Annotated in this window: 26 protein-coding genes; 12 read left to right on the forward strand and 14 right to left on the reverse strand. The window is 35.3% G+C overall.

Annotation, left to right across the window (positions count from 1 at the left end; genetic code table 11):
• Positions 1–34 precede the first annotated feature (34 nt).
• The 5 genes from HCN53_RS08210 to HCN53_RS08230 form a co-directional block, all read right to left on the reverse strand.
• Entirely contained in the window at positions 35–778 is a 744-nt protein-coding gene (locus HCN53_RS08210) for a lysophospholipid acyltransferase family protein (RefSeq protein WP_167342658.1), read from the reverse strand.
• Between the two features lie 86 nt (positions 779–864).
• Positions 865–1275 (reverse strand): BrxA/BrxB family bacilliredoxin, encoded by a 411-nt coding sequence (locus HCN53_RS08215; RefSeq protein ID WP_042277158.1) that lies wholly within the window; start codon positions 1273–1275, stop codon positions 865–867.
• 86 nt (positions 1276–1361) lie between these two features.
• The gene (locus HCN53_RS08220; protein ID WP_240919334.1) at positions 1362–2819 is read right to left on the reverse strand and encodes a sensor histidine kinase; all 1458 of its coding nucleotides are present in this window, start codon (positions 2817–2819) and stop codon (positions 1362–1364) included.
• A 320-nt stretch (positions 2820–3139) separates the two neighbouring features.
• Positions 3140–3700, reverse strand: a complete 561-nt coding sequence (locus HCN53_RS08225) for a GNAT family N-acetyltransferase (protein WP_167342659.1) — start codon at positions 3698–3700, stop codon at positions 3140–3142.
• Between the two features lie 15 nt (positions 3701–3715).
• Positions 3716–4681: an SPOR domain-containing protein gene (locus HCN53_RS08230; protein WP_167342660.1), complete on the reverse strand. Its 966-nt coding sequence runs from the start codon at positions 4679–4681 to the stop codon at positions 3716–3718.
• A gap of 212 nt (positions 4682–4893) precedes the next feature.
• Here HCN53_RS08230 and pheS point away from each other — a divergent pair, with 212 nt between their 5' ends.
• From pheS to HCN53_RS08245, 3 genes are read left to right on the forward strand one after another with little or no spacing between them, the layout of a single operon-like run.
• On the forward strand, positions 4894–5913 hold the full coding sequence (gene pheS / locus HCN53_RS08235; protein ID WP_167342661.1) for a phenylalanine--tRNA ligase subunit alpha: 1020 nt from the start codon (positions 4894–4896) through the stop codon (positions 5911–5913).
• Positions 5913–6314 carry a GTPase gene (locus HCN53_RS08240; RefSeq protein ID WP_167342662.1) on the forward strand — a complete coding sequence of 134 codons (402 nt, stop codon included), beginning with the start codon at positions 5913–5915 and terminating at the stop codon, positions 6312–6314. The genes pheS and HCN53_RS08240 overlap by 1 nt, the downstream gene beginning before the upstream one ends.
• Complete coding sequence (locus tag HCN53_RS08245) at positions 6311–6709, forward strand: hypothetical protein (protein ID WP_042277149.1); 399 nt, start codon at positions 6311–6313, stop codon at positions 6707–6709. Before HCN53_RS08240 ends, HCN53_RS08245 begins: the two co-directional genes overlap by 4 nt.
• A 72-nt stretch (positions 6710–6781) precedes the next feature.
• On the opposite strand, the gene HCN53_RS08250 is transcribed toward HCN53_RS08245, so the two are convergent.
• From HCN53_RS08250 to HCN53_RS08280, 7 genes are all read right to left on the reverse strand, one after another.
• On the reverse strand, positions 6782–7291 hold the full coding sequence (locus tag HCN53_RS08250) for an OmpH family outer membrane protein (protein WP_042277147.1): 510 nt from the start codon (positions 7289–7291) through the stop codon (positions 6782–6784).
• Positions 7292–7355: 64 nt separating this feature from the next.
• A complete protein-coding gene (locus tag HCN53_RS08255; RefSeq protein WP_060523631.1) occupies positions 7356–8222 on the reverse strand; it encodes an OmpH family outer membrane protein in 867 nt (288 codons plus the stop codon).
• 34 nt (positions 8223–8256) lie between these two features.
• Positions 8257–10836 (reverse strand): outer membrane protein assembly factor, encoded by a 2580-nt coding sequence (locus HCN53_RS08260; RefSeq protein ID WP_240919335.1) that lies wholly within the window; start codon positions 10834–10836, stop codon positions 8257–8259.
• A 4-nt stretch (positions 10837–10840) separates the two neighbouring features.
• Positions 10841–11575, reverse strand: coding sequence for an isoprenyl transferase (locus HCN53_RS08265; protein ID WP_060523630.1), 735 nt, complete (start codon positions 11573–11575; stop codon positions 10841–10843).
• A 6-nt stretch (positions 11576–11581) separates the two neighbouring features.
• Positions 11582–12265, reverse strand: coding sequence for a DUF6089 family protein (locus tag HCN53_RS08270; RefSeq protein WP_105017980.1), 684 nt, complete (start codon positions 12263–12265; stop codon positions 11582–11584).
• A gap of 99 nt (positions 12266–12364) precedes the next feature.
• Positions 12365–13237, reverse strand: a complete 873-nt coding sequence (locus HCN53_RS08275; RefSeq protein WP_042277139.1) for an NAD kinase — start codon at positions 13235–13237, stop codon at positions 12365–12367.
• Positions 13238–13239: 2 nt separating this feature from the next.
• On the reverse strand, positions 13240–13899 hold the full coding sequence (locus HCN53_RS08280) for a CBS domain-containing protein (RefSeq protein WP_167342663.1): 660 nt from the start codon (positions 13897–13899) through the stop codon (positions 13240–13242).
• A 96-nt stretch (positions 13900–13995) separates the two neighbouring features.
• On the opposite strand from HCN53_RS08280, the gene HCN53_RS08285 reads away from it, so the two are divergent.
• The 8 genes from HCN53_RS08285 (at position 13996) to clpX (ending at position 22402) form a co-directional block, all read left to right on the forward strand.
• Entirely contained in the window at positions 13996–14712 is a 717-nt protein-coding gene (locus HCN53_RS08285; RefSeq protein WP_167342664.1) for a pyridoxine 5'-phosphate synthase, read from the forward strand.
• 2 nt (positions 14713–14714) lie between these two features.
• Positions 14715–15479 carry an alpha/beta fold hydrolase gene (locus HCN53_RS08290; protein ID WP_167343277.1) on the forward strand — a complete coding sequence of 255 codons (765 nt, stop codon included), beginning with the start codon at positions 14715–14717 and terminating at the stop codon, positions 15477–15479.
• A gap of 104 nt (positions 15480–15583) precedes the next feature.
• Complete coding sequence (locus HCN53_RS08295; RefSeq protein WP_105017977.1) at positions 15584–16837, forward strand: OmpP1/FadL family transporter; 1254 nt, start codon at positions 15584–15586, stop codon at positions 16835–16837.
• An 11-nt stretch (positions 16838–16848) separates the two neighbouring features.
• Complete coding sequence (locus HCN53_RS08300; protein WP_167342665.1) at positions 16849–18372, forward strand: G-D-S-L family lipolytic protein; 1524 nt, start codon at positions 16849–16851, stop codon at positions 18370–18372.
• Between the two features lie 76 nt (positions 18373–18448).
• Complete coding sequence (locus HCN53_RS08305) at positions 18449–18796, forward strand: phage holin family protein (RefSeq protein ID WP_105017975.1); 348 nt, start codon at positions 18449–18451, stop codon at positions 18794–18796.
• A gap of 129 nt (positions 18797–18925) precedes the next feature.
• Positions 18926–20254, forward strand: a complete 1329-nt coding sequence (tig, locus tag HCN53_RS08310; RefSeq protein ID WP_167342666.1) for a trigger factor — start codon at positions 18926–18928, stop codon at positions 20252–20254.
• 87 nt (positions 20255–20341) lie between these two features.
• Positions 20342–21016 carry an ATP-dependent Clp endopeptidase proteolytic subunit ClpP gene (clpP, locus tag HCN53_RS08315; RefSeq protein ID WP_042277123.1) on the forward strand — a complete coding sequence of 225 codons (675 nt, stop codon included), beginning with the start codon at positions 20342–20344 and terminating at the stop codon, positions 21014–21016.
• 147 nt (positions 21017–21163) lie between these two features.
• Complete coding sequence (gene clpX, locus HCN53_RS08320) at positions 21164–22402, forward strand: ATP-dependent Clp protease ATP-binding subunit ClpX (RefSeq protein WP_042277121.1); 1239 nt, start codon at positions 21164–21166, stop codon at positions 22400–22402.
• A 63-nt stretch (positions 22403–22465) separates the two neighbouring features.
• On the opposite strand, the gene HCN53_RS08325 is transcribed toward clpX, so the two are convergent.
• Together HCN53_RS08325 and HCN53_RS08330 are read right to left on the reverse strand one after the other, a co-directional pair.
• Positions 22466–23617 (reverse strand): sensor histidine kinase, encoded by a 1152-nt coding sequence (locus tag HCN53_RS08325; protein WP_167342667.1) that lies wholly within the window; start codon positions 23615–23617, stop codon positions 22466–22468.
• Between the two features lie 33 nt (positions 23618–23650).
• The gene (locus HCN53_RS08330; RefSeq protein WP_042277117.1) at positions 23651–24004 is read right to left on the reverse strand and encodes a hypothetical protein; all 354 of its coding nucleotides are present in this window, start codon (positions 24002–24004) and stop codon (positions 23651–23653) included.
• A gap of 181 nt (positions 24005–24185) precedes the next feature.
• On the opposite strand from HCN53_RS08330, the gene HCN53_RS08335 reads away from it, so the two are divergent.
• Positions 24186–24953, forward strand: coding sequence for an enoyl-CoA hydratase/isomerase family protein (locus HCN53_RS08335; RefSeq protein WP_167342668.1), 768 nt, complete (start codon positions 24186–24188; stop codon positions 24951–24953).
• The last annotated feature ends 31 nt before the right edge of the window (positions 24954–24984 follow it).

Consider the following 24984-nt stretch of genomic DNA (forward strand, 5'->3'; position numbering starts at 1 on the left):
TCGCGAAAGCGCTATAAAAATAGCTCATATCTATTTAAACAGCTGTACTTGATATATTATTGTGAACAATTTGCTGTGCTTGTAGTATAACTTGCTCGTGATCCTGACCTTTTATAGGTATGGGTTGATGTGTGGTAAAATAAATGTGATTACCTATACCGTAAGGAAATTTACCATATCGATCAATTTTCCAACTGTTGTTCACGCTTACTGGAACTACAATAGCATCGGGCATATATTTAAATAGAGTGAGTAATCCATTTTTTTGAAATGGTTTAGGAACTCCTGTTCTTGAACGAGTTCCCTCAGCAAATATGACTACAGATCTTTTTTTCTCGTGAGCGTTTTTAGCAAATCTAGTAAGGGCAGTGATTGCCTGCCTGCGATCCTTGCGGTCAATGGCGCAATTTTCACCTATTCTCAGATTCAAGGATATGCTAGGAATCCCTTTAGCTAGCTCTATTTTTGCCACAAATTTTGGAAAATACTTTCTTAAGTAAAAAATAAGTGGTGGTATATCAAACATACTTTGATGATTACACACAAAAATATAACTGGGTCCTACGGGTAAATCGTGTTCAAATTTTGCGCTAAAAGTATTAAATAATGGCAGTTGGGTCATCATCAAAAACCAATTGAGAGTAGCAACTGATTTTTGATGCAAATCATGTCCACCTATCCTGTGCGCTATTAGTTGAATAGGATGAAAAATAACTAATGACAGAAAGAACAACAAAAAGTGTATTACCGTCAAAGGATAAGAAATGATTTTTTGCATGTGCAAATATAAAATTCAATGCGTGCATACGATATGATTAAACCATCAATCGGTATGCACGCATAGTAAGTTGTATTAAATACTGATTAACAGTGCTCGTTGTAAGCTTCTTTTAGATTTTCGGCAATCATTTCTGCTGGTCTACCTTCTATATGATGACGCTCTAACATGTGCACCAATTCTCCATTCTTAAACAATGCCATAGATGGTGAACTAGGTGGAAAAGGAATCATTTGAGAACGTGCAGCGTCCACAGCTTCTCTATCAACACCTGCAAAAACTGTTACTAAATTGTCTGGCTTCTTATCGTTTTCTAACGAGTACTTTGCTCCTGGTCTAGCATTAGCTGCGGCACAACCACAAACAGAGTTTACAACAACTAATGTTGTACCTTCTTTTGCTAGCGCATCATTTACTTCTTGAGCTGTATATAAGTGTTCAAAACCTGCGTTACCTAAATCATCACGCATAGGTTGTACTAATTCTGCTGGATACATAATTTATTTTTTTACAAAGATAATAGGTTAATTAACTACCGCATTATTTATACTATAATAAAGAATGATTGTAATTGAGTTTTTGACTATGAATGCAACGGCATGGTCACTGTGAACTGAGTCCACTTTCCATATTCTGTCTCCATTTCTATTGAGCCGTCATAACTTTCTACTATTTGCTTTACCATAGCGAGACCTAATCCCATACCACTATTCTTAGTTGTAAATTTGGGCTCAAAGATTTTGTTTACATTCTCTGGAGCTACTCCTGTACCGTTATCCCAAACAATTATTTTTATTTTATCATCATGCCTATTCACACTTACTTTGATAATAGGATTCTCCTGCCCTGACAAAGCTTGGGTTGCATTTTTCACAAGATTAGTCACTACCCTAATTAATTGTGTACGGTCAAATATGGTTTTTAGAGAGTTCTCATTTTGAGTATATTCAATATAATTCTCATTGAATATATCCAGTGCTAGTTGGGTGACTCTATTGACATCTATCTCTTCATTTTTTTGGGCTGGCATCGACGCATAAGTAGAAAATGCACTAGCAATATTGCTCATGACATCAATTTGTTCTATTAAACTAGCGCTAAACTCTTTTAATTTCTCTTTGGCATTACTATCACTAGGATCAAAACGCATTTCAAAGCTTTGCACAGTAAGCCTCATGGGTGTTAATGGATTTTTAATCTCATGAGCTACTTGCTTTGCCATTTCGCGCCAGGCTTGTTCACGTTCACTGGTAGCAAGTTTTACAGCACTCTCTTCCAGTTGATCTACCATGTTATTATAGGAATTTACAAGCATGTTAATCTCTTCACTTCCTTTATAATCTATAGGTAGTTTTTTGTTACGGGTGGCAATGTTTATTATTTTAAGTTGATTGCTTATTTTATTGATAGATTGAGTAATGTAATTAGACAAAAAATAACCTAACACTAAGGATATCAAAAACATTATTATGTACACTAAGGAGAGTCTTTTAAGAAACTCCTCGAGTTCATAATTCATAAAATCATCGTTTTCCAAATACGGTAAGTTTAAAATCCCAATGTTTTTAAACTTATTATCTGTCAAATAAGAATAGCTACTACGATACTTTTCTCCGTTTTCCTCAAATTTTCTTATATACCTATTTCCTTCGGCATTTTTTAAATTTTTGATAGTTGCTATAGGAATAGTCTCTTTAATACTATCTGTAGAAAAATTGGCTCTAGAGCTTATTAAAAGCTTTCCGTCCAGATCATAGATATTAATTTCCATTCCTAAAACAGAACTTATTTCTTGAATGCGTTCTTTAAAAATGAATGGAAGATTTTCCGTTTTGATTTCAAAATCAGTTCTACGTAAAACATTTGCGGTACTCTTAAGCACTGAAGCCTCTTTGCGCTCTAGACGGCTCTCGTGATAATCTTTTGCCTGTTCCTTGAATTGATAAATGGACATACCAGCAATTAGAACACTAGTAATAACCATAAGTAACATCATGGATATAAATATCCTATTTCGCAGACTGCTGGTGAATAATCTCATTAAAGTAAAAATAGCAAATATTAAGCCATAGTAATAGGATTATTTTAAATCGTCTTTCCTATAAAAATACGTTGAATCCACTTGTAATGCGGCTTTTTGTCAACTAGTATAACTCCTTTATATCTAGCTGTTTTTATTTTTTTGAGCACCCTATATGAATAGAGTAAGAAAATAAACAGCAAGACTAATACTCCTATTATAAAATAAGTAAACCGCATGGTAGCAAATTAGTATAAGTCGCTCTTATGAAAAATTAATTTGAGTGAAAGGTCTTACAAATTAGCTTAAATGCAAATAAAACAGACAACTAAGAATTAAAATTATGGAAGTTTACTATATCGTTGTCTAGTAATCTCGTAAACAGTGAAGGATTCTTGCCCTTTTTGAGGATAAATTTCTGCAGGTTGCATACCGTTGCGCAACGCAACATTGATAGAACTTTTATTATCGTTATGAATTACAGATATTAGTCTGTTTCCAAAATCTAGATCCCATTTTGCTCTAAACGCCTCATTTTTTAAGAATCGAGCGATTTCAGTAGCATATCCTTTGCCCCAATAATCAGGAAGTAATGAATACCCAATTTCTAGATGAGTGTTACCTCCAAATTCCTGAACAAGCAATCCTGCTTGTCCTATAAAATTCCCAGACTCTTTGTCCAGAAGAACATTCATGCCACCTTTTTCTTCCTTGTAACGACTCATCGACTTTTCAAACCATTTCTCACATTGCTGAAAAGGAGTTAATTCATCACTCATTGCAAAATAAGGAGCTACCCGAACTTTCTCAAAAAGAGGTAGCCAAGAATCAAAATCTTCATAAACGAGTTTGCGTAACCTCAGGCGATCAGTTTGTTCACCGTGAAGCAAATAGGAATTCATAGTAAGCTTTAATTGTTAGTTATTTAACTGACCAGTTAATAACCATGCTTGATCAAACCCTAGCTTTCTTAAACGGTACAGTTCATTAATGGCGTCATTTTTCTCGTGAAAACTAGAAAATGCCACATTGTGCAGTCCATACTTATTTATTCCTATTCTTTTAGCGTCGTGACCTGCATTTTTTAATTGAACTACTCGCTTATCAGCATTTTTAGGATCTCTAAATGCACCAGCAACAATATGGTAATTCTTTTTAGGTTGTGCGACTTTAACTGCTACTTGAGGAATGGGATCTGTTATTAAGAAACTAGCTTGTTCAATTTGTTTATCTAGTTTTTGTTCAGCCATTTGCTGTACTAAATCCTGATTTTTTATGGAAGTTACTTCATATTGATTGTAACCTACATAACTTAATCCTAGAAGTAAAGCACCTACCGCGGCGTATTTCCACCATTGAGAATTATTAGAACCTTCGTTTTGAGCTTCAGCTTTTTTCACCTCGTTAATAGCGATAACAGGTACTTCAACAGCTTTACTGTCATTCTCTTGATCGATTACAGCACGATCTACTTGATATAATTCTTGTGATGATAGACCAAATGCTTCTGGCAAGTAATTCACTAAATACATCGGTGTAAATACCTTAACACCTTCTTCATTAAGCGCTATTCTACCAATCTTAGGTAACGTTATCGATTTACTATTTTCTAGTTCTAAATCTAATCTTCTAACCTCATTACGAACCAGTTGTTGTGCATCAGCATAAGGAACTTTCTCAACGCTAGAAACATAATTAATAAGTAATCCATCATTTTGAAGGATTTGACTATTGAAGGAAATCCCTTTTTTGGGTGGATAAAAACTGTTGCTAGATTCAAAATATTGTGCAGATACTCGACGAGTTAAAAAAGCACCAAATTCAGGCACCACTACACAATCATGTCTATATAGTAAATCAGATATGTAAGCTACTAATTGCATAATACAAACATAAAATTTAATCCTAAAGAATCAAGGTCTTTTGTACACTAGTTATTAAGAATTGACATCAAAATCTCGTGAATCATTCATTTTTAGAAATATACCACTTAAAAATTTGACTTATTTCAATCATTTTTTGAATCATTTAATGTAATACTGAACTATAACAGCTCATTAAAAAGAAGTAAATTTGCAACCCAATTTGAATAAGGATGCTTGATCAAGTAAAAGAACACATTAATAAAGTCCAAAATTTTGAAGCTCAATCCAAGGAAGCAATTGAAGCTTTTAGAATAGAGTATTTAGGTAGTAAGGGAATTCTCAAAGAACTTTTTACAAAGTTCAAAGAAGTACCTAATGATCAGAAAAAAGATTTTGGTCAGGCCATTAATGAATTGAAACAAAAAGCCACTGATAAGGTAGCTCAATTAAAAGCATCGTTAGAAGATAAACAAGAAGAAGCTGGAATTTACGGTGATCTTACCCGTAGCGGTTACCCTATCCCAGTAGGAGCACGTCATCCAATAAATGTGGTGAAAAATCAAATTATTGATGTATTCTCCAGAATAGGTTTTAATGTGAGCGAAGGTCCAGAAATTGAAGATGACTGGCACAATTTTACTGCCCTTAATCTTCCTGCACATCACCCAGCTCGTGACATGCAAGACACCTTTTTTATTCAAACTGATCCCGACGTATTACTGCGCACACATACATCAAGTGTGCAAGTGCGTTATATGGAAAATAATCAACCACCTATACGTACTATTTCACCAGGTAGAGTTTTTAGAAACGAGGCCATAAGTGCAAGAGCTCACTGTATTTTTCATCAAGTTGAAGGATTATACATAGATAAAAACGTGAGTTTTGCAGACTTAAAACAAACCTTACTTTACTTCACTAAAGAGATGTTTGGTAAATCAGAAATACGTTTAAGACCATCTTACTTCCCGTTTACAGAACCTAGTGCCGAAGTTGATATTTACTGGGGTCTTGAAACTGAAACTGATTATAGAATAACAAAAGGTACCGGATGGTTGGAAATTATGGGCTGTGGAATGGTAGATCCAGCAGTTCTACAGAATTGCGGCATAGACCCTAATGAATACAGCGGTTTTGCTTTTGGAATGGGTATTGAGAGAATAGCGATGTTGTTGTATCAAATAGGTGACATACGCATGTTTTTTGAAAATGATGTACGTTTCTTAAAACAATTTAGTAATTCATTGTAATGTCAGTTTCACGCGTCATATTTGTGTATAATGCAAATTCTGGCGCAATAAACGCAGTCTTGGATAGTGCTCATAAGATATTGAGCCCCAAAACCTATAATTGTGCTCTTTGTAATCTTACCTATGGTATTTTTAAAGAGAAAGAAGAATGGTTACGCTTTCGCGAAAGCGTAGATAAACTTTCAAATCTATCTTTTGAGTTTTTGCACAAGGACGAGTTTGAAAAAAACTATAAATCCAAGTGGCTACCTAAATACAGCTATCCAATAATATTAACTACAAACCAAAGACAAGAGATCGAGGTACTAGCATCTAGTCTAGAACTATCAGAATGCAAGGAGACCAAAGACCTCATTTCATTGATCGAATCAAGATTAAAAGAGCATAATATAGAATTATGAAAAAGGATATAATAATACCAGTGGTTAAAGATGTATATGTTGCCATAGTCAAAGAATGGAACGATGATTTTTCATCCAATGACTGGAACAGTTACATTATCAATAATACAAGAGAACCTCTAGAGACCTGTATGATAATGACCAGAGGAAAACATAAAGACGGACGTAAAACCAGCACAATGCGACATGCATTTAAGGTAATTAAAGCACGTAGTTATGAGAAAATAGAGCTCATGATGGAAGAGGTGTTTCCTTTTGAAAACGAATTCATTGTTAGTTATTTCAAAGGAGACACTTTATATGACAAAACTTTTATTGCAAACCCTAATTCAATAAGTGAATCTAATTTTAAAGATATTCCTCTAATGGACCAAGAAGGTATCTTATTAGACTAGAATACTTTGAATTAAAGACATAAAAAAAGAGCCGCTATTAAAAGCGGCTCTTTTTTTATGTCGTTAGATATACTATTGTATTCCTAATTCCTTTTTAACATCAGCAGTGATGTCATAACCATCTGCTAGGATTAAACCAGTACCTGTAGTTGAATCTAGTACGTACTGAAAATTCTTTTCTCTAGCTACTTTTTGAATAGCATTTCTTACTTTTTCAAGTAAAGGCTTAAGGATATCAACTCGCTTCTGACCGATAGCTTGTTGAGACTGAGAATAATATTCCTCTAATTTCTTTTGACCTTCTGCAAGTTCTTGCAATACACGCTCATTTTCTTCTTTACTGCGGCTAGGGGCAGCTTGCTGAGCATTTTGGTACTTTGTTTTAAGCTCCTTATCCATCTCGTCTAAACGTGCTAAATAAGTTTTCTCTAGGTTACGTAGTGTTTTTTCTGCCTGTTTTGCTTCTGGCATAGACTCTACGATGTCCTGTGATGCTACGTGACACACTCTACTATCTTGCGCTTGTAGACCTACACTAAATATAAAAGCTGCAATGGCTATTATAGTTTTCAATTGTTTCATTTCTATTGCTTTAATTTATTGATGAATTTTTATTGAAGCGGCTGCAAATATAATAAGTTGCTGCTTACTCACCGCCTTCCTTTTTCTTTTGTGCTTCTTCTCTCTTTTTTCTAAGCTCTTCTTGACGTTTTTCTCGTGCTGCTGCTCGCGCTGCCATAACACTGTCACGTTTTTGTTTACGTAATGCCAGTAGGGAATCTCTACGTTTTTGAAAGGCAGCTGCTTTGGCAGCTTTAATAGAATCTCTTTCTCTTAACCGTTCAGCTCGTTCCATTTCCTTCTGCTCTATTAGCTTTTCCTTAGCCTCTTCTCTCTCTTCAATTTCCTCGGCTTCTTGAACATTTAAATAAGGCTCTTCTCTACGTTTTTCTAGTTCCTTAGCCTTTTTTTCACGCTCTTTCTTTTTACCTGTTCTACCAATTGCTTTTAGTACTAGGTCGCTTATGTCGTGACGCTCTGCACTAAAAAGTAAAGGTGTGTCTGAACTATCAATTATATAATCATACTTTTTGGACAAACCTATCTTCTGTACCTCATTGAACACTTGATCTTGAACTGGTTGAATCAACTGTTGTTTTTGAAGAATGAAATCACCATTTTCAGCATTAAAACGCTTGTTTTGATAGTCTGCTAGATCTTGCTCTTTTAATCTAATATCTTCTTCCTTCTCCTCGATTAATTCTTTTGTAAGTAAGACCTTTTCATTTTCAAGAGATTCTTTCATTTGATTGATCTCTCGTTGCATGGCATCGATTTCTCGCTTCCATTTTTGCATTTTAGTATCTAGTTGTCGTGAGGCTTCTTGGTACTCTGGAACGCTTTCTAGAATATACTCCATATTCACATAAGCAACACGAGCTCCTGCTCTTTGCGCTTTCGCGAAAGCGAAACTTAAACCAACAAATACGACTACTAAAAACTTAATTTTCATGATCTTCTACTTTTATGAAATAACCGTGCCACAATTAGAATTGTTGCCCAATTATAAAGTGAACGTTCCAACCACTAGGTTCATTGCTTGGAAGTGTAGGAACTTTATCAAATCCATATCCAAAATCAACTCCTAATAAACCAAAGGCTGGCATAAATATACGCAATCCTGCACCAGCAGATCGTTGTACTTCAAATGGATTGTAATCATTGAACCTACTGTATGATCCAGCAGCCTCAGCAAATGTTAAGACATAAATCGATGCAGCTTGCTCCAGTGAAATTGGATAACGCAATTCTAGTGAGTATTTATTGTAAACGGTATCACCATCTGAATTTGTGGTTAAGGAACTGTTATCATAACCACGCATTCTAATAATGTCACGACCATCTAAAGAAAAGGCTCCTAAACCATCACCACCGACAAAGAATCTCTCAAATGGCACCAATCCACGATCCTGATTATAGGCTCCTAGGAAACCAAATTCAGTATTTGTTTGAAGCACCAGTTTTTTGGCTAATTGAGTATACCAAGTTCCCTTAAATTTAACCTTATAGTATTCTAGGAATTTAAATCGCTCTTGATCAATTTTTCTAAGATCGGCTTGTCCATTTGTCTGATATCTAGGATCATCTTCAAGATTAGCATAATCTACACCATTCCATAATGAATAAGGCAGTGTAAATTTACCCGTGATAGAAAATGAACTTCCGTAGGTAGGATAAATAGGGTTTACACCTACATTGTTACGACTTAAACCAATTGTATAGGAAAGGTTGTTAGAAAAACCATTAGGGAAATTAAATAAATTACTTTGGAAATTCTTCAAGTTATAATGCTGGAATGACACTGCATGTGAAATTTGAAAATATGGATCTGGCCACTCAAGTCTTTTTGCAAGACCTACTGTACCACCGGTAATTAAAAACCTCTGGTTGCGATCTACTTCTCTAAAATTTTGTTGATTTACCCTAAACTGCTCACTGTGAGAAAATGAAACATTGAAGGACACTGGCTTTTTACCACCTAACCATGGTTCGGTAAAATTAAGACTGTAGGTTCTAAAGATGGTACTTGCTTGTGCTCGTATTGCTAATGTTTGACCATCACCCATAGGCACTGGTTGATAAGCATCTTTCTTAAAAATATTACGTAGACTAAAGTTATTGAAACGCAATCCTAAAGTTCCAACAAAACCACCACCGCCGTAACCACCTTGTAGCTCGATTTGACTTGCTCCTGCTTCCTTAATATCAAAATTTACATCAACGGTTCCTTCTTGTTGATCTACATTATTTAATTGTGGATTAATATTTTGTGCATCTATATAACCCAGAGCTCCTAATTCTCGAATGGAATTGATAATTTTTTGTCTGCTGTATTTCTCACCAGGATTAGTTTGCAGCGCACGATAAAGAACATGATCATTTGTTCTAACATTTCCTGAAACCGAGATGTTATTGAAATAAGCTTCTTTACCTTCTACGATTCTAATTTCAAAGTCTATTGTATCATTAGCTACTCTAGTTTCAACTGCGTTAACTGACGAGAATAAATAACCGTTATTTTGATACAAATTTGAAATATCATCAGAATCTGGATCTTGCGGATTACTAATACGTTCATCAAAGGCAACTCCATTGTAAACGTCACCTTTTTCAACTTTTAAGATTCGTTGTAATTGTGCATCGGTATAAACTGTGTTACCTACAAATTCAATATCACCAAAGTAATACTTATTCCCTTCTTCAACCTTGATATTAAGACCGATGGTTTTATCATCTATAACGTATAAGCTATCTGAAACGACACGTGCATCTCTAAAACCGTTTTCCTTGTATTTATCTACAACAGACTCTAAGTCTTCTTGAAAACCAGACTCTACATATTTAGATCTTTTAAAAACTCTAAAAATGTTTTTCTTTTTAGTGTTTTTCATGGCTGCTCTAAGCTTCTTATCAGTAATAAGTTCATTACCTTCAAAATTGATTTGAGCAATTTTTACTTTATTCCCTTTATCAATATCAATACTCATATTAACAAGGTTTGCACCTTGTACTGTAGTATCTTTATTTTCTCTAAGTTTTATTTTAGCGTCGGCATTTAAAAAACCTTTCTCTTTGTATTTATTCTCTATATAATTACGAGTATTGGTAACAAAGTTTTCTGTCGCCTTTTTACCTTTTTGTAGTTTAAGTTCAGTACGCAAGTCTTCTATTTGACCTTTACGCAATCCTGTTACACGAACTTCATTTAGATTAGGGACTTCAGTAATATTAATTTCTAGATTAATCGTATCGATGATATCATCATTAGGATTACCTATGATTTCGGTAGCATAAATACGGATATCACTAAACAACTTAAGATCCCACATTTTTTTTACTACTCCACTTAATTTTTCTCCAGGAACGTATATTTCTTCACCTTTACGTAATCCTGTAAAAGCAATTACAGTGTTCTCATTATAACTTTGACTTCCTACTACATTTATTTCTCCTACTACGTATTTGGTAGCGTCTCCAATCGGAATATCTACCTTTTGTGCAAATGAAAAGGCACTTGATAATAAGGCAATAGCTAGAAAGAGCTTTTGTGCTATTTTAAAATTCATTCTATTATAATTGTTCACTGGTTTTACCGAATCTTCTTTCTCGGTCTTGATAATTAAGTATTGCATCTACAAGATGCTCTTTTCTAAAGTCTGGCCATAGCACCTCGGTGAAGTACAATTCGGCATATGCAATTTGCCAAAGTAAGAAATTGCTTATACGCTGTTCACCACTCGTTCTTATAAGTAGATCAACATCTGGCATAAAACTGGTATACAAATGATTGTTAATCACATCTGTATTAATTTGATCTATCTCTAGTTCACCATCCTTCACCTTGCCCGCAACTTTTTTAATCACATTGATCAACTCTTCACGAGAGCCATACGACAAGGCCAGAGTTAAATTCATATGTGAGTTTTCTGTTGTAGCCTCTATTACTTCTTTAAGTTCTTTTTGAGCACTACTGGGTAACAATTCCAAAGCGCCAACAGCTTTAAGAGAGATGTTATTTTTTTGAAGTGTTTTAAGCTCCTTTTTAAGACTAGAAACTAAAAGTTTCATGAGCGCATCTACTTCTAATTTAGGACGTTTCCAATTTTCAGTACTAAAAGCGTACAGAGTAAGATTTTTCACACCTAATTCTGCACAGGTTTCTACCGTTTGACGCACAGCTTTGGCTCCTTTTTCGTGACCTCTCACTCGCATGAGGCCTTGTTTTTTTGCCCAGCGTCCATTACCGTCCATTATGACTGCAATGTGCTGTGGTATATTTGAATGGTCCAGTAGATTTTTACTCATACAACATTAAAAATTACAATAACACGGTTGTCGCCCAAAGGTATACGTAAGCGTTATACCTGAAAAGACATACCAGTCGTTGTTATTCACATTTCCAAATCTTAATTCATCAAAATCTTTACTACGTACCGGATTACTTCCATCCAGGTTATCCGTAAAAGTATATCTAGCGCCTATTTCGGCAGCCAAAATCAAATTTCTGGTCAAAGTCATTTTTGCACCAAAAATGATTGGAATAGCAGCATCAATAGTGCTACCATACTTTTCCAACTCACCATTTTCTAGGGCAAACAAATCGTATTGAAAGGCTGTTAACCCAGTGTACAAATACGGTGTCCATTGCCATTTACCTGAGTATAAGTCCCATTCCCAAAAGGTATATTCCAGACCTATACTTGCCTCAATTAAATTGTAATTATAATTAAGTCCTCTTAAATCTCTAGAAATATCATCACTATCATTGTCATCTCCTATCATGTTAGTATATAGAAAACTAGCTCTAAAACTGTGTCTATCACTTCGGTTCCATTTGGCGATTAAACCAAAGGCTCCATCACTAGGATCGATGTATTGTGTACTACCGACATCTCCTATAACACTGGCACCACCAAACATGACTCCTAGCTCATAGGTTTGCGCTTTCGCGAAAGCGAAAACAAGTAAAAAAAGTGTCGTGAAAATGAATCTCATTTTAATCATAAAACGTGCAAATATAACAATTCTACATGCCTACAAGGCTTATTTACTGCTAATGAAGGTTAACAGTGAATTTAACGGAAGTTCTATGAATTAATTGCGCTTGTCCTCGCCCCAAAGTAGCTTGTGTCTAATTGTTTTTATAAAGCTTTGATCTTTAAATGAAACGAGATCAATCGTGAAGCTAGCTTTTTTGACAATAACCTCGGTCTCATTAGGGAAACTAGAAATACGATTATCCAATGAAGTTAAGAAGGACTCTTCTCTACCTATCACTTTGATTTTTATTTCGGTAGTATCTGGAATTACTAATGGTCTTGCGTTTAGATTGTGTGGAGCAATTGGCGTGAGAACCAGCGCACCAGTACTTGGTGAGATAACAGGTCCACCACAACTTAAACTATAACCCGTTGAGCCAGTAGGTGTAGAAATTATTAATCCATCGGCCCAATAGCTAGTCAATAATTCATTGTTTAGATGAGTTTCTATTTGGATCATACTAGTCGTATTGTATCGACTTACTGTAACTTCATTAAGTGCAAAGTTTGGATTTAAATCATCGTGACCCATTGGGGTAGCAGTAAGCAAGGAGCGCTTGGACAATGTATATTCACCATTTACTAAACGTTCTATAGCCTGCTCTAGTGAGTCTTTTTGTACCGTTGCTAGAAAACCCAGTCTACCAGAATTAATACCGATCACTGGTATATCTAAGCCTCCTATGTACACTACCGCTCTTAAAATTGTTCCATCACCACCTATACTTAATAACAAATCATAGGAGTCATCAAGCGATGTAAAGCCATGTGATTGCTCTACCACTCCATGCTCTTGAAGCAATTGCTTAAATTGATTTTCGACAGAAAAAGAAATCCCAGATTGATCTAGCAAATTAATAAGCTGCTTATAAATTGCAATTGTATCGGCATGTAAATACTGCCCGTATATAGCTACCTTATTAATCATTGTTAGATATTCAAGTATTTGTCTAAATAATCAGAACGCTCTTTAAGAGCATCTAAGTAGGTATCTTCCTCTGCGGCCGATTTTATTTCATAACTGTATCTTCTAAATGTTTGAAGAATAGCGTTTAAGTTCTGCGGACTCACTTTCAAGGTAATCTCTGTAAAATGATCACGATAGCCACTTACAAACATACCTTGTATTTTGGAATCGTTTGTTTCTACAATTTGTGAAATCTCACTAAAACTATAATCACTTTTTCCTTTTTCAACCACAATCACAGCACCAGCTTCATACATAAAAGGAGCATCATTAAAAATCTCCATGACATCCTTAAGCTCGTAGTAACCTATATATTGTTTTTTCTCGTTGAGCACGGGCATAATATTACATTGATGTTGTGCAATAGCCTCTAACACATCAAGCCAATGAGTCTCTACCGTTACATGAAAAGCATCTAGAGAATACTTTATTTCTTCAACTGTTTGATGTTTTTCAAAACACAATGCATCGTTTTCAGACAAACATCCCACATAAACTCCATTTTCATCCATAACAGGTATGTGAGAGTAAGTTAGTTGTGAGAAAATATGCTGAACTCCCTTAACACTATCCGTCATTGAGATAGGAGAAACATCATTTATAACAAGTTGTTGAAGATTCATTGCTGCTTATTTTTTTATGCAAAATAACAATTAATTAGAGTTTCTAAGGGTTAAGCTCGTGTGAATCCTTTGTACTTTTGACTTAAAATTATTTCTATGACTGTTTTAAGTGTAAACGTTAATAAAATAGCGACATTACGTAATGCTCGTGGAGGAAACGTCCCTAATCTTATAAAAGTAGCTCAAGACATTGAGCGTTTTGGTGGACAAGGTATTACGATTCACCCGAGACCAGATGAACGTCATATAAGGTATCAAGATGCTCGAGACTTAAAAAAAATTGTAACTACTGAATTAAACATCGAGGGAAATCCTATTGATAGTTTTGTTCAATTAGTAGACGAAGTGCAACCACACCAGGTTACGTTAGTTCCCGATGCACCAGATGCAATTACCTCAAACGCTGGTTGGAACACCATTAAACACCACTCCTATTTATCTGAAATTGTTAAACACTTTAAAAATCAAGGTATAAGAACTAGTATTTTTGTAGATCCTGTGATTGAAATGATAGAAGGTGCCGCAAAAACGGGAGTAGATAGAATAGAATTGTACACCGAAGAATACGCTGTACAATTTTCAAAAGGTAATCCAGAAAAAGGAGTACAGCCCTATAGAGATGCAGCCTTAAAAGCCCATGAACTTGGTCTAGGCATTAATGCAGGTCACGACCTCTCTCTTGAGAACATTAAATATTTTAAAGAAAATGTTCCAAATTTAATCGAGGTTTCAATAGGACATGCCTTAATTTCTGAAAGTATTTATCTGGGCCTAGAAAATGTTGTCAATATGTATAAGTCACGATTAGCATAATGATATTACACAGCTTACAATTAGGAGAAACAGGACAACCTTTCGTGATTTTACACGGGTTCTTAGGGATGGCAGATAATTGGAAAACATTAGGCCGTCAGTGGAATGAGGATGGATTCCAAGTACACATTCTAGACCAGCGCAATCATGGACGCAGTTTTCATAGTGAAGAATTTTCCTATGAATTAATGGCGCAAGATTTAAAAGATTATTGTGATCACCATAGATTGAACAACATTTATTTGTTGGGACATAGCATGGGTGGTAAGGTCGCTATGAAAGCTGCTCAACTTTTTCCAGAACTTATAGAAAAACTTATCATTGCCGATATTGCTCCAAAAACCTATGCTCCACATCATAGTGACATTATCAATGCCTTACAAAGCGTAGATTTCTCCAAAATCTCTAGCCGTAAAGAAGCCGATCAAGTATTATCTCAACGTATTACAGATTTTGGCACACGTCAATTTTTATTGAAAAGTTTGTATCGTGTGAATAAGGATACCTATGGATGGCGTTTCAATTTAGAAGTTTTAGGCAATAGCCAATCCATGATCGGAATTCACGAATCCACCGACATTGCTGTACAAATTCCAACCTTATTTATTAGAGGAGGCAATTCAGGGTACATATTAGATACCGATAAAATGCTTATTGATCACGCTTTCGCGAAAGCGGAATTAAAAACAATCCCAAACACTGGACACTGGCTACATGCAGAACAACCTCAACTTTTCTACCAATTTGTTAACGAATTCGTAAAATAAATTACATTATGCAAGCATAATAATAACGAAAACGCTTGCGTAACATTAATTTAATATTAAATTTGACTCATTAACAAATTAGATTTTTTCTCAAACATTTGACTATGAACAAATTAAAACTTTTTCTTGTACTAGGTTTGGTTTCAGCAATGGCATACGCCGGTGGATACCGAGTAAGTACACAAAGTAACAAGCAGCTCGCAATGGGACATACTGGTGTAGCTGTAGTTAACAGTGCAGATATTCTGTTCTTCAACCCAGCTGGATTAGTTCATTTAGAAAGTAAATTAAGTGTAAGTGCAGGTGGCTTTGGCGTATTTAGTGACGTAGCTTATCAAAATGCAGAATTTGGAACATTTGCTGATACAGATAGTCCAACAGGAACACCTATTTACTTGTATGCAACTTACAAAGTAACCGATAAATTTTCTGCCGGAATAGGAGTTTACACTCCATACGGTAGTAACGTTACCTGGCCTACTGATTGGTCTGGATCGCACTTAGTCAATGAGATTGAATTACAGGCAATTTTTATTCAACCTACCTTATCATACCAATTATTTGACAGTGTAAGTATAGGTGGTGGACCTATCCTAGCTATAGGTGGTGTAGAATTTAATAGAAATGCATCTAGATCACTAGTTGATGAAGAAGGTACAAGATCTAACGTATCCATTGAGGATTCGGGTGTTACCGGTTGGGGTTGGACTGCAGGTTTATTATTCACTCCTACCGATAATTTCTCTTTAGGTTTTAACTACCGTAGTTTAATTAATATTGAGAGTACAGAAGGTACAGCAACCTTCAGCAACTTCCCTAATAGCACACTTGTTCCTTCAAACGGTACACAAGGCTTTACAGCTACACTACCGTTACCAGCTGAAGCAACAGTAGGTTTGTCTTATAAATTAAACGACAAATGGTTGTTTGCTTTTGATTATAATCGTGCATTCTGGAGTGAGTACGAGAACCTAGACATAGAGTTTGCAGATGGTTCTTCAAGTATAAACCCTAGAAACTACAAAGATTCTAGCACATACAGATTAGGAGCACAGTATACTGCAACAGACAAGTTTGTAGTAAGAGCAGGATGGTACTATGATGAGTCACCAGTACAGTCTGGATATTTTGCACCAGAAACTCCACGTAACGATTCCCAAGGATATACATTTGGTTTTACTTACCAAGTATCTTCTAAGTTTGCTATAGATGCATCGCTTCTTTACTTAAGATTTAAGGAAATTAATGAGTCTTATGACTTTTATTCAGATCCAGGAGTTCCAGTTAATGCGCCATTTGCCGGAACTTATAAGTCACAAGCAATCATCCCAGGTATAGGTATCACTTATAACATGTAAAACATTAAATGATGAAAAGAATTAATATCAAAAATATATCTCTACTCGCTGCAGCTGCACTAGCACTTACAGCTTGTGAGCCAGAATTAGACAATGCAATTGAAGAAGGTGGTGTTTATACCGCTGGCGATGCAGATTTTTCTAAATTAGTAACCGTAGGTAACTCGTTAACTGCAGGTTTTGCAGATGGCGCTCTTTATTTAGATGGTCAAACGTATTCTTACCCTAATATTCTTGCAGGACAAATGCAATTTGTAGGTGGTAATGAATTTAATCAGCCATTAGTAAACGACAACTTAGGAGGACTACTTTTAAACGGAACACAGATCACGAACAACCGTTTTGTTCTTACCTCAAACATGGGAACTCCAGTAGGTCCTGCTCCATTAGCAGGAACTCCTACAACCGACATTGCAAATAAGGTAACAGGACCATTAAACAACTTTGGTGTACCTGGTGCAAAGAGTTATCATTTAGGTGCTCCTGGATATGGAAGTCTTGCTGGAGTTCCTGCTGGAACAGCAAATCCATACTATGCACGTTTTTCTAGCTCAGAAAGTTCAACTGTAATCGGTGATGCTATTGCTGCTGATGGTTCTTTCTTTGTTCTTTGGATAGGAAACAACGATATTTTAGGATACGCTACTAATGGTGGTGATGGAGAAGATCACAATGAAACAGGTAACATTGACCCATCAACATATGGAGGAAACGATATTACTAACAATAATGTATTTGCAGGTGTGTACCAACAACTTGTTCAAGGTCTAACCGCAAATGGAGCTCAAGGAGCACTAGTAAACATCCCAGATGTAACTTCAATTCCATTTTTTACAACTGTACCTTATAACGCGATTCCACTAGATGCGCAAACAGCAGCATTTGTTAATCAAAACTATGCACAGTACAATGGTGCTATGGCTGCATATGCACAAACGCCACTTCTTTCTCAAGAAGAGGCTACTGCAAGAACTATAAGTTTTGCTCAAGGTCAAAATGCTATCGTAATACTAGATGAAGATTTGACTGATTTGCCGGATCCTACACAACCGGGACAATTTTTACCAAAATTGAGACAAGCAACCCCTAATGATTTAGTTGTTTTTACAGCTTCTTCAGTACTAGGAACACTTGCAGATCCTAGCAACCCAGCTTCAGTAATAGGTGTAGGTGTACCAGCTGGTGACAACCTTGTTTTAACTGAAAATGAACAACAAAGAATAAGCACTGCACAGGCTTCTTACAATGCTACAATTGAAGCATTAGCACAAGCAAATGGCTTAGCTTATGTAGACGCAAGAGCAGTTCTTGCTGATGTTGCAAATGGTGGTGTAGCTTTTAATGGTGGTTTACTATCAAGCACCTATGCTAGTGGTGGAGCATTCTCTCTAGATGCCGTACACCCAACTGCAAGAGGTTATGCTTACACAGCAAACACCATTATTCAAGCAATCAATGAACAATATGGTTCAACTATTCCTACTGTTGACATAGGTAACTATCCGTCTGTTACGGCTAGTGATAACGTTAACTAGAAATAGATTATAATAAATAAGAAACCTGCTTGATTAAATCAAGCAGGTTTTTTTATTTTTATTAAAATTAATATTTATGAAATTTTTACTTAAACTATTAATAACAGCTGCGTTAGTAATCCTTTTATCCAAAATTTTACCAGGAGCAAGCACCACTGGATGGTGGAGTGCTATTCTTGTAGCAGTAGTTTTATCTTTATTGAACTTTACAGTAAAACCAATTCTCCAAATATTAACCTTTCCAATTACCATAGTAACTTTAGGTTTATTTCTGCTAATAATAAATGCTGTTATCATTTTACTCGCTGATTGGTTAGTAGGAGGTTTTAATGTTGATGGACTTTGGTGGGCAATTATTTTTTCATTGTTGCTTGCAATAGGGCGTTCATTATTATTTAAACTACTTGATAGAGACGAGGATTAATCTCTCAAATTCTTTAAGTTTTATTAAAGTTTCAAAGTAATTGAAATTCAAAGGTATAAAGACTTTGTTTTACAACTAAATAAAGACTAATTTTGCACCCCAATTTTAACAGCACTTAAAAGTCTTTAAATGAATTTAAAACGTACTGACGTAGACGCACTTAATGCGGTGCTTACTCTAGAGATAGAGAAGAGTGATTATCAAGAGCAGGTAGAAAAAATCCTAAAGGATTATCGTAAGACTGCTTCTATTCCAGGATTTAGAAAAGGTAAAGTTCCTGCATCATTAATAAACAAGAAGTACAGAGTTCCTGTATTGGTTGATGAGGTAAATAAACTGATCCAGCAAAAACTAAACGAATATATCACTGAAGAAAAACTTAATCTTTTAGGAAATCCATTACCTAAAGAACAAGCTGATATAGACTGGAATGGTGATAACTTTACATTTGACTTTGAAATAGGCCTTGCTCCAGAATTTGAAGTAGAACCTTCAAAAATTAAGGGAATCACGGCTTATGAAATAAAAACAGACGACAAAACCATCAACGATCAAATAGATCGTATTAGAGAACAATACGGAAAGTTAGTTTCTAAAGATGAGGTTGCTGAAGGTGACGAAGTTACTGGTGTTTTTAGAAATGATGAGGAAGAAATCAACACTGACGCAACTTTCCCAATATCAAAAATTAAAGGAAAAACAAACCTTAAAAAGTTTGTTGGGTCTAAAGTTGGAGATTCAATCGAATTAAAAACCAAAAATCTTTTTGAGGACAACAGTGATTTAGCTCATCACCTTAAAATTGATTTTGAAAAGAAAGATGAATTAAATGTACCTGTTACATTTGAAGTAACTGAAGTTAACACCAGAGAAAAAGCAGAGCTTAACCAAGAGTTCTTTGATAAATTGTTTGGTGAAGGAATCATCACAAGTGAAGATGAGCTAAGAGAACGTTTAAGAGAAGACGCTAAGAAACAATTTTCTCAACAAACTGATCAAAAGTTTTTGACAGATGTTACTGAAGAACTTATTGAAAAAACAAAATTTGATCTTCCAGCAGATTTTCTTAAAAGATGGATTGCAAACAATGGAGAAAACACTTTAACGGCTGAGGAAGCTGAAGAAGAATATAACAAATCTGAAAAAGGATTACGTTATCAACTCATTGAGAGTGCTATCCTGCAAAAAAATGAAGATCTTCAATTAAAGTTTGAAGACTTAAAAGAATATGCCGGAACACAGATAAAAATGCAAATGGCACAATTTGGTCATACAGACGCTACTGATGAAGAAGTTGAGCAAATCGTTGCACGAGTAATGAGCAATCAAGAAGAGGTGAAACGTATGAGTGAGCAATTACAGAACGAAAAAATGCTCCAATACTTTAAGGACAACGTTAAAGCTAAGCCTAAAGAGCTTACCTACGAGGACTTTATAAAAGAAGCTTACCAAGCTTAATACACCGTATAAATTCATATCTTTAGGCGTTATCATTTTACCGAAATGTTAACGCCTTTTTCGTACAAGTTGAAGTAATATTACACTATGGATATAGCTAAAGAATTTGAAAAATTTGCCATCAAGGATCAGGGAATAAACAGTAACTACTACTCAAAAATTATGAGTAGCATGTACCCAACAAATTTAACTCCAAATATTATCGAGGAGCGTCAAATGAACATCGCCATCTTTGATGTTTTTTCACGTCTTATGATGGATCGAATTATCTTTTTAGGAACTGGAATAAATGATCAAGTAGCAAATATTGTACAAGCGCAATTACTGTTTTTAGAAAGTGCAGATGCTAATAAAGACATTCAGATTTACTTAAATTCTCCAGGAGGAAGCGTTTACGCCGGTTTAGGAATCTATGACACCATGCAATTCATAAAACCAGACGTAGCAACAATTTGTACTGGTATGGCTGCTAGTATGGGAGCAGTGCTTCTATGTGCTGGTGAAAAAGGCAAAAGAAGTGCCTTACCACACAGTAGAGTAATGATTCACCAACCTTTAGGTGGAGCCCAAGGACAAGCAAGCGATATTGAAATTACAGCAAGAGAAATTGTAACCCTTAAAGAAGAGCTTTATACAATTATTGCAAAACATTCTGGACAATCTTACGATAAAGTATACGAAGATTCAGATAGAGATTATTGGATGAAGGCAGATAAAGCAAAAGAATACGGTATGATTGATGAAGTGCTTAATCGCGATTAATTTCACGATCAAGAATAAGTAATAGAATGTTTAAAGGGTTTTACTCACGCATTAAAAAGCATTTAGGTAATTCACCTTTGAATAGTTCATTATTTTACTTCAAAAAATGAATACTAGAGATCCCATAGGATCTTAAGAATTAGGAATATGAGTAAGGAAGAATTAGAATGTAGTTTTTGTGGACGCAGTAAGTCCGAAACCAATTTACTGATTGCAGGTTTAGATGCACACATATGTGATCGTTGTATTGAACAAGCTTATGGTATCGTTTTAGAAGACACAAAAACAAGCGACACTGGTGTAACAAGTGATGATCTTAAATTAAGGAAACCACAAGACATAAAAGCTTTTTTAGACACTTATATTATAGGTCAAGAGCATACAAAAAAGGTAATGTCTGTAGCCGTATATAACCATTACAAAAGGTTATTACAACCGCAAAGTGATGACGATATTGAAATTCAAAAGTCAAACATTTTGATGGTAGGTCAAACAGGAACTGGAAAAACGCTTATAGCAAAAACGGTTGCTAAAATGCTTAATGTACCTTTAGCCATTGTTGATGCGACAGTACTTACAGAAGCTGGTTACGTAGGAGAAGATGTTGAAAGCATTCTTACAAGATTATTACAAGCGGCTGATTACAATCTTGAAAAAGCACAAACAGGAATAGTTTTTATAGACGAGATTGATAAAATTGCTCGTAAAAGCGACAATCCATCAATCACGAGAGATGTATCTGGAGAAGGTGTTCAACAGGCACTTCTTAAATTATTAGAAGGAACCGTTGTTAATGTACCACCTAAAGGTGGACGTAAACATCCTGACCAAAAATTTATTGAAGTAAATACAGAAAATATTCTTTTCATTGCTGGTGGTGCCTTTGACGGTATTGAGCGAGTAATAAGAAAACGTCTAAACATGCAGGCTGTCGGATTCAGTGCGGCCAAAAGTAATGACGATGTTCTAGATAGAGAAAACTTACTTAAGTACATCATCCCTAAGGATGTTAAGGATTTTGGTATGATCCCAGAAATCATAGGTAGATTACCTGTTCTTACTCACATGAATCCATTGGATAAAGGGACTTTGAGAGCTATTCTTACTGAGCCTAAAAACGCTATCATCAAGCAGTATGAAAAACTATTTGCTATGGATGATATTAGTTTTAGTATTACCGATGGAGCACTAGATTATATCGTAGAAAAAGCTATTGAATACAAATTAGGTGCTCGTGGATTAAGATCTTTATGCGAGGCTATTTTAACGGATGCCATGTTTGAGCTTCCTGGTAGTGATGAAAAAGAACTTAAAATCACTAAATCCTATGCCGAATCAAAGCTTAACAATAGTGGCTTACAAAAACAGCTTAAGGCTGTTATTTAAAAGAGAATGACTACACTATATAAATGTCCATTTAAATTATTAAATGGACATTTTTTTTTGCTATTAAATTCTATCGATGGTTATTTCAAAGGTAGTACCTACATTTTTTTTACTATCCATGACTTTTATTTTACCCTTGTGGTAGTCATGAATAATTCTTTTTGCTAGAGATAAACCAAGACCCCATCCTCGTTTTTTGGTGGTAAATCCAGGAGTAAAAATACGCTTCCAGTCGTTCTTAGGAATTCCTTTACCAGTATCTGAAATTTGAATTGAAACCTGCCTAACCTCTGCTTTAACAAATACATGTAAAGCTCCTTTCCCTTTCATGGCATCGATACCATTTTTAATTAGGTTTTCTATTACCCAAGCGTACAACTCTTTATTAAGTAAAACAGGAATAGGTTGTTCAGGTAAATCCATAGATATCTCAACTAGTTTAGAGACGCGATTTTTAAGATAATCAGTAGCTTGCCTAGTTTCTTCTACAACATCAGCTTTTACTAGTTTAGGAACCGATCCTATTTTTGAAAAACGGTCTGTAATAGTTTTCAATCTATTAATATCTTTTTCCATCTCATCAATGTAAGAAGGCTCTACTTTAGAGTCTCTCAAAATGTGTGTCCATCCTACCAGTGATGATAAAGGAGTACCTATTTGATGAGCACTTTCTTTAGCCATACCAGCCCACAACTTATTTTGTTCGCTGGCCTTAGTTGATCTGTAAAAAAACCAAATAACAAAACTAAATAACACCATAACCACAACCAGCGCCAGTGGATAATACTTAATTTTATTTATCACATCACTATTACCATAATATATGGTGCTTATGGGTTTTCCTTCGTAATTAATGATGTATGGCTCATTTTGTGATTTATATATTTCAATAAGCTGTTTTATCCGTACAGTATCTGTCTCTTCAATGTTAGCAGGTAAATTTCTAGTACTTATTTCACCCTTGTAAGTTACCCTTATTAAGGGTATACTTGTCATATTTTGAGCAACAGTAAAACCCAAATCACCTATGTAAGCATTTTTAGGAGCGTTTTGTAGGTCTTTTACAGCTGTAGCATATTCCGCAATATTTTTACGTTCCATTTCTTTTACACCTTGAAAAAACACATAGGTGTTCCAAAGTATAATACTCACCGTGACCACTGAAAAACCAATGATCACCCATCTCAATACATTTTTATCTTCTGTGATATTCATAGATATGCCTATAACTTAATTACAGCCGTCTTATTATTCCCGTTTAACAATTAAGTAATAATCGTCATCCATAGGAAGATAACCTTGATCATAGACAAAATAGTAAATCGTCCCTTTTTTAGTAGTGTAAATACTAGTAAAAAAATTAAAGTCAAAACCTTCTGCTAGCAGTTTGTTACGAGTAGTTTTGGTTTTATCATTTACATTAATACTTTTTAGGATACGCCAGTTTTTCCTCAATCGATTATTAATATTACGCATGAGAGCTGTACTATCTTTATTGAGCTTGTTATTGGCAACATTCCTGCAATAATCACTACAAAATCGTTTATCTGCTCGTCCTCGTACCTCATCACCACATTCAGGGCATTGTTTAGTTACTTTCATTGCAGCAAGTTACGTAGAAAAATTAAACGTTTGTAAATGATCCTACTTGAACTTGAAACTAGGTTATATATAAGTTTACGCTTTCGCGAAAGCGTAACAATCAACATCATCTCTCAAACATCACACTGCTGTGCTGAAACAAAAGATATAGAAACCTTATTTTTACAAGAAAATATTAAACATGGAAAACATTCTAATTGCTGTAGAAAACAGAATCGCAACCATCACTATAAACCGACCAAGTAAATTAAACGCTTTGAATAAAGCTACAATCGCCGAGTTAAGTCAAGCGATAGATGATGTTGAAAATAATCAAAAGGTTAGAGTTGTCATTCTAACAGGTAGTGGCGAAAAAGCCTTTGTAGCCGGAGCCGATATTTCAGAATTTGCCGATTTTTCTCCTGAACAAGGAAAAGAGCTTGCGAGATTAGGCCAAGAATCACTATTTGATAAGGTAGAAAACTGTAGTAAACCCATCATTGCAGCCGTTAATGGTTTTGCACTAGGTGGTGGATTAGAACTTGCGATGGCAGCTCATTTTAGAATAGCTAGCGACAATGCACGAGTAGGTTTGCCTGAAGTATCTCTAGGAGTAATTCCTGGATACGGTGGTACACAACGTTTACCCCAATTAATTGGTAAAGGTCGTGCTATGGAAATGATAATGACAGCTGGAATGATTGATGCGGCGACGGCTCACTCTTATGGTCTTGTGAATCACGTGGTAACAAGTGAAGAGTTAATACCTACTTGTGAAAAAATAGCTGGCAAAATAATGAAAAACAGCCCAGTAGCTATAGGAGCTGCCATTGACGCTGTAAATGCTGGTTACGTAGATGGAATAAATGGTTATCAAACTGAGATTGACTGTTTCGGAGCGAGTTTTGGAACGGACGATTTTAAAGAAGGTACAACCGCATTTTTAGAGAAGAGAAAGGCTCAATTTTAAACTGAGAGATTACCATTTAAATCAAAAAAGG

The sequence above is a fragment of the Nonlabens sp. SY33080 genome (genome assembly GCF_011784885.1).
Classification (GTDB): Bacteria; Bacteroidota; Bacteroidia; order Flavobacteriales; family Flavobacteriaceae; genus Nonlabens; species Nonlabens tegetincola.

Excerpts from the sequence above, each read along its gene's own strand:
- HCN53_RS08305 (WP_105017975.1), top strand. The coding sequence starts at position 18,449 with ATGAAATTTTTACTTAAACTATTAATAACAGCTGCGTTAGTAATCCTT.
- pheS (WP_167342661.1), top strand. The coding sequence starts at position 4,894 with ATGCTTGATCAAGTAAAAGAACACATTAATAAAGTCCAAAATTTTGAA.
- tig (WP_167342666.1), top strand. The coding sequence starts at position 18,926 with ATGAATTTAAAACGTACTGACGTAGACGCACTTAATGCGGTGCTTACT.
- HCN53_RS08330 (WP_042277117.1), bottom strand. The coding sequence starts at position 24,004 with ATGAAAGTAACTAAACAATGCCCTGAATGTGGTGATGAGGTACGAGGA.
- HCN53_RS08300 (WP_167342665.1), top strand. The coding sequence starts at position 16,849 with ATGAAAAGAATTAATATCAAAAATATATCTCTACTCGCTGCAGCTGCA.
- HCN53_RS08250 (WP_042277147.1), bottom strand. The coding sequence starts at position 7,291 with ATGAAACAATTGAAAACTATAATAGCCATTGCAGCTTTTATATTTAGT.
- clpX (WP_042277121.1), top strand. The coding sequence starts at position 21,164 with ATGAGTAAGGAAGAATTAGAATGTAGTTTTTGTGGACGCAGTAAGTCC.
- HCN53_RS08210 (WP_167342658.1), bottom strand. The coding sequence starts at position 778 with ATGCAAAAAATCATTTCTTATCCTTTGACGGTAATACACTTTTTGTTG.
- HCN53_RS08225 (WP_167342659.1), bottom strand. The coding sequence starts at position 3,700 with ATGAATTCCTATTTGCTTCACGGTGAACAAACTGATCGCCTGAGGTTA.
- clpP (WP_042277123.1), top strand. The coding sequence starts at position 20,342 with ATGGATATAGCTAAAGAATTTGAAAAATTTGCCATCAAGGATCAGGGA.
- HCN53_RS08215 (WP_042277158.1), bottom strand. The coding sequence starts at position 1,275 with ATGTATCCAGCAGAATTAGTACAACCTATGCGTGATGATTTAGGTAAC.
- HCN53_RS08265 (WP_060523630.1), bottom strand. The coding sequence starts at position 11,575 with ATGAGTAAAAATCTACTGGACCATTCAAATATACCACAGCACATTGCA.
- HCN53_RS08245 (WP_042277149.1), top strand. The coding sequence starts at position 6,311 with ATGAAAAAGGATATAATAATACCAGTGGTTAAAGATGTATATGTTGCC.
- HCN53_RS08295 (WP_105017977.1), top strand. The coding sequence starts at position 15,584 with ATGAACAAATTAAAACTTTTTCTTGTACTAGGTTTGGTTTCAGCAATG.
- HCN53_RS08270 (WP_105017980.1), bottom strand. The coding sequence starts at position 12,265 with ATGAGATTCATTTTCACGACACTTTTTTTACTTGTTTTCGCTTTCGCG.
- HCN53_RS08255 (WP_060523631.1), bottom strand. The coding sequence starts at position 8,222 with ATGAAAATTAAGTTTTTAGTAGTCGTATTTGTTGGTTTAAGTTTCGCT.
- HCN53_RS08285 (WP_167342664.1), top strand. The coding sequence starts at position 13,996 with ATGACTGTTTTAAGTGTAAACGTTAATAAAATAGCGACATTACGTAAT.
- HCN53_RS08275 (WP_042277139.1), bottom strand. The coding sequence starts at position 13,237 with ATGATTAATAAGGTAGCTATATACGGGCAGTATTTACATGCCGATACA.
- HCN53_RS08280 (WP_167342663.1), bottom strand. The coding sequence starts at position 13,899 with ATGAATCTTCAACAACTTGTTATAAATGATGTTTCTCCTATCTCAATG.
- HCN53_RS08260 (WP_240919335.1), bottom strand. The coding sequence starts at position 10,836 with ATGAATTTTAAAATAGCACAAAAGCTCTTTCTAGCTATTGCCTTATTA.
- HCN53_RS08230 (WP_167342660.1), bottom strand. The coding sequence starts at position 4,681 with ATGCAATTAGTAGCTTACATATCTGATTTACTATATAGACATGATTGT.
- HCN53_RS08325 (WP_167342667.1), bottom strand. The coding sequence starts at position 23,617 with ATGAATATCACAGAAGATAAAAATGTATTGAGATGGGTGATCATTGGT.
- HCN53_RS08335 (WP_167342668.1), top strand. The coding sequence starts at position 24,186 with ATGGAAAACATTCTAATTGCTGTAGAAAACAGAATCGCAACCATCACT.
- HCN53_RS08240 (WP_167342662.1), top strand. The coding sequence starts at position 5,913 with ATGTCAGTTTCACGCGTCATATTTGTGTATAATGCAAATTCTGGCGCA.
- HCN53_RS08220 (WP_240919334.1), bottom strand. The coding sequence starts at position 2,819 with ATGAGATTATTCACCAGCAGTCTGCGAAATAGGATATTTATATCCATG.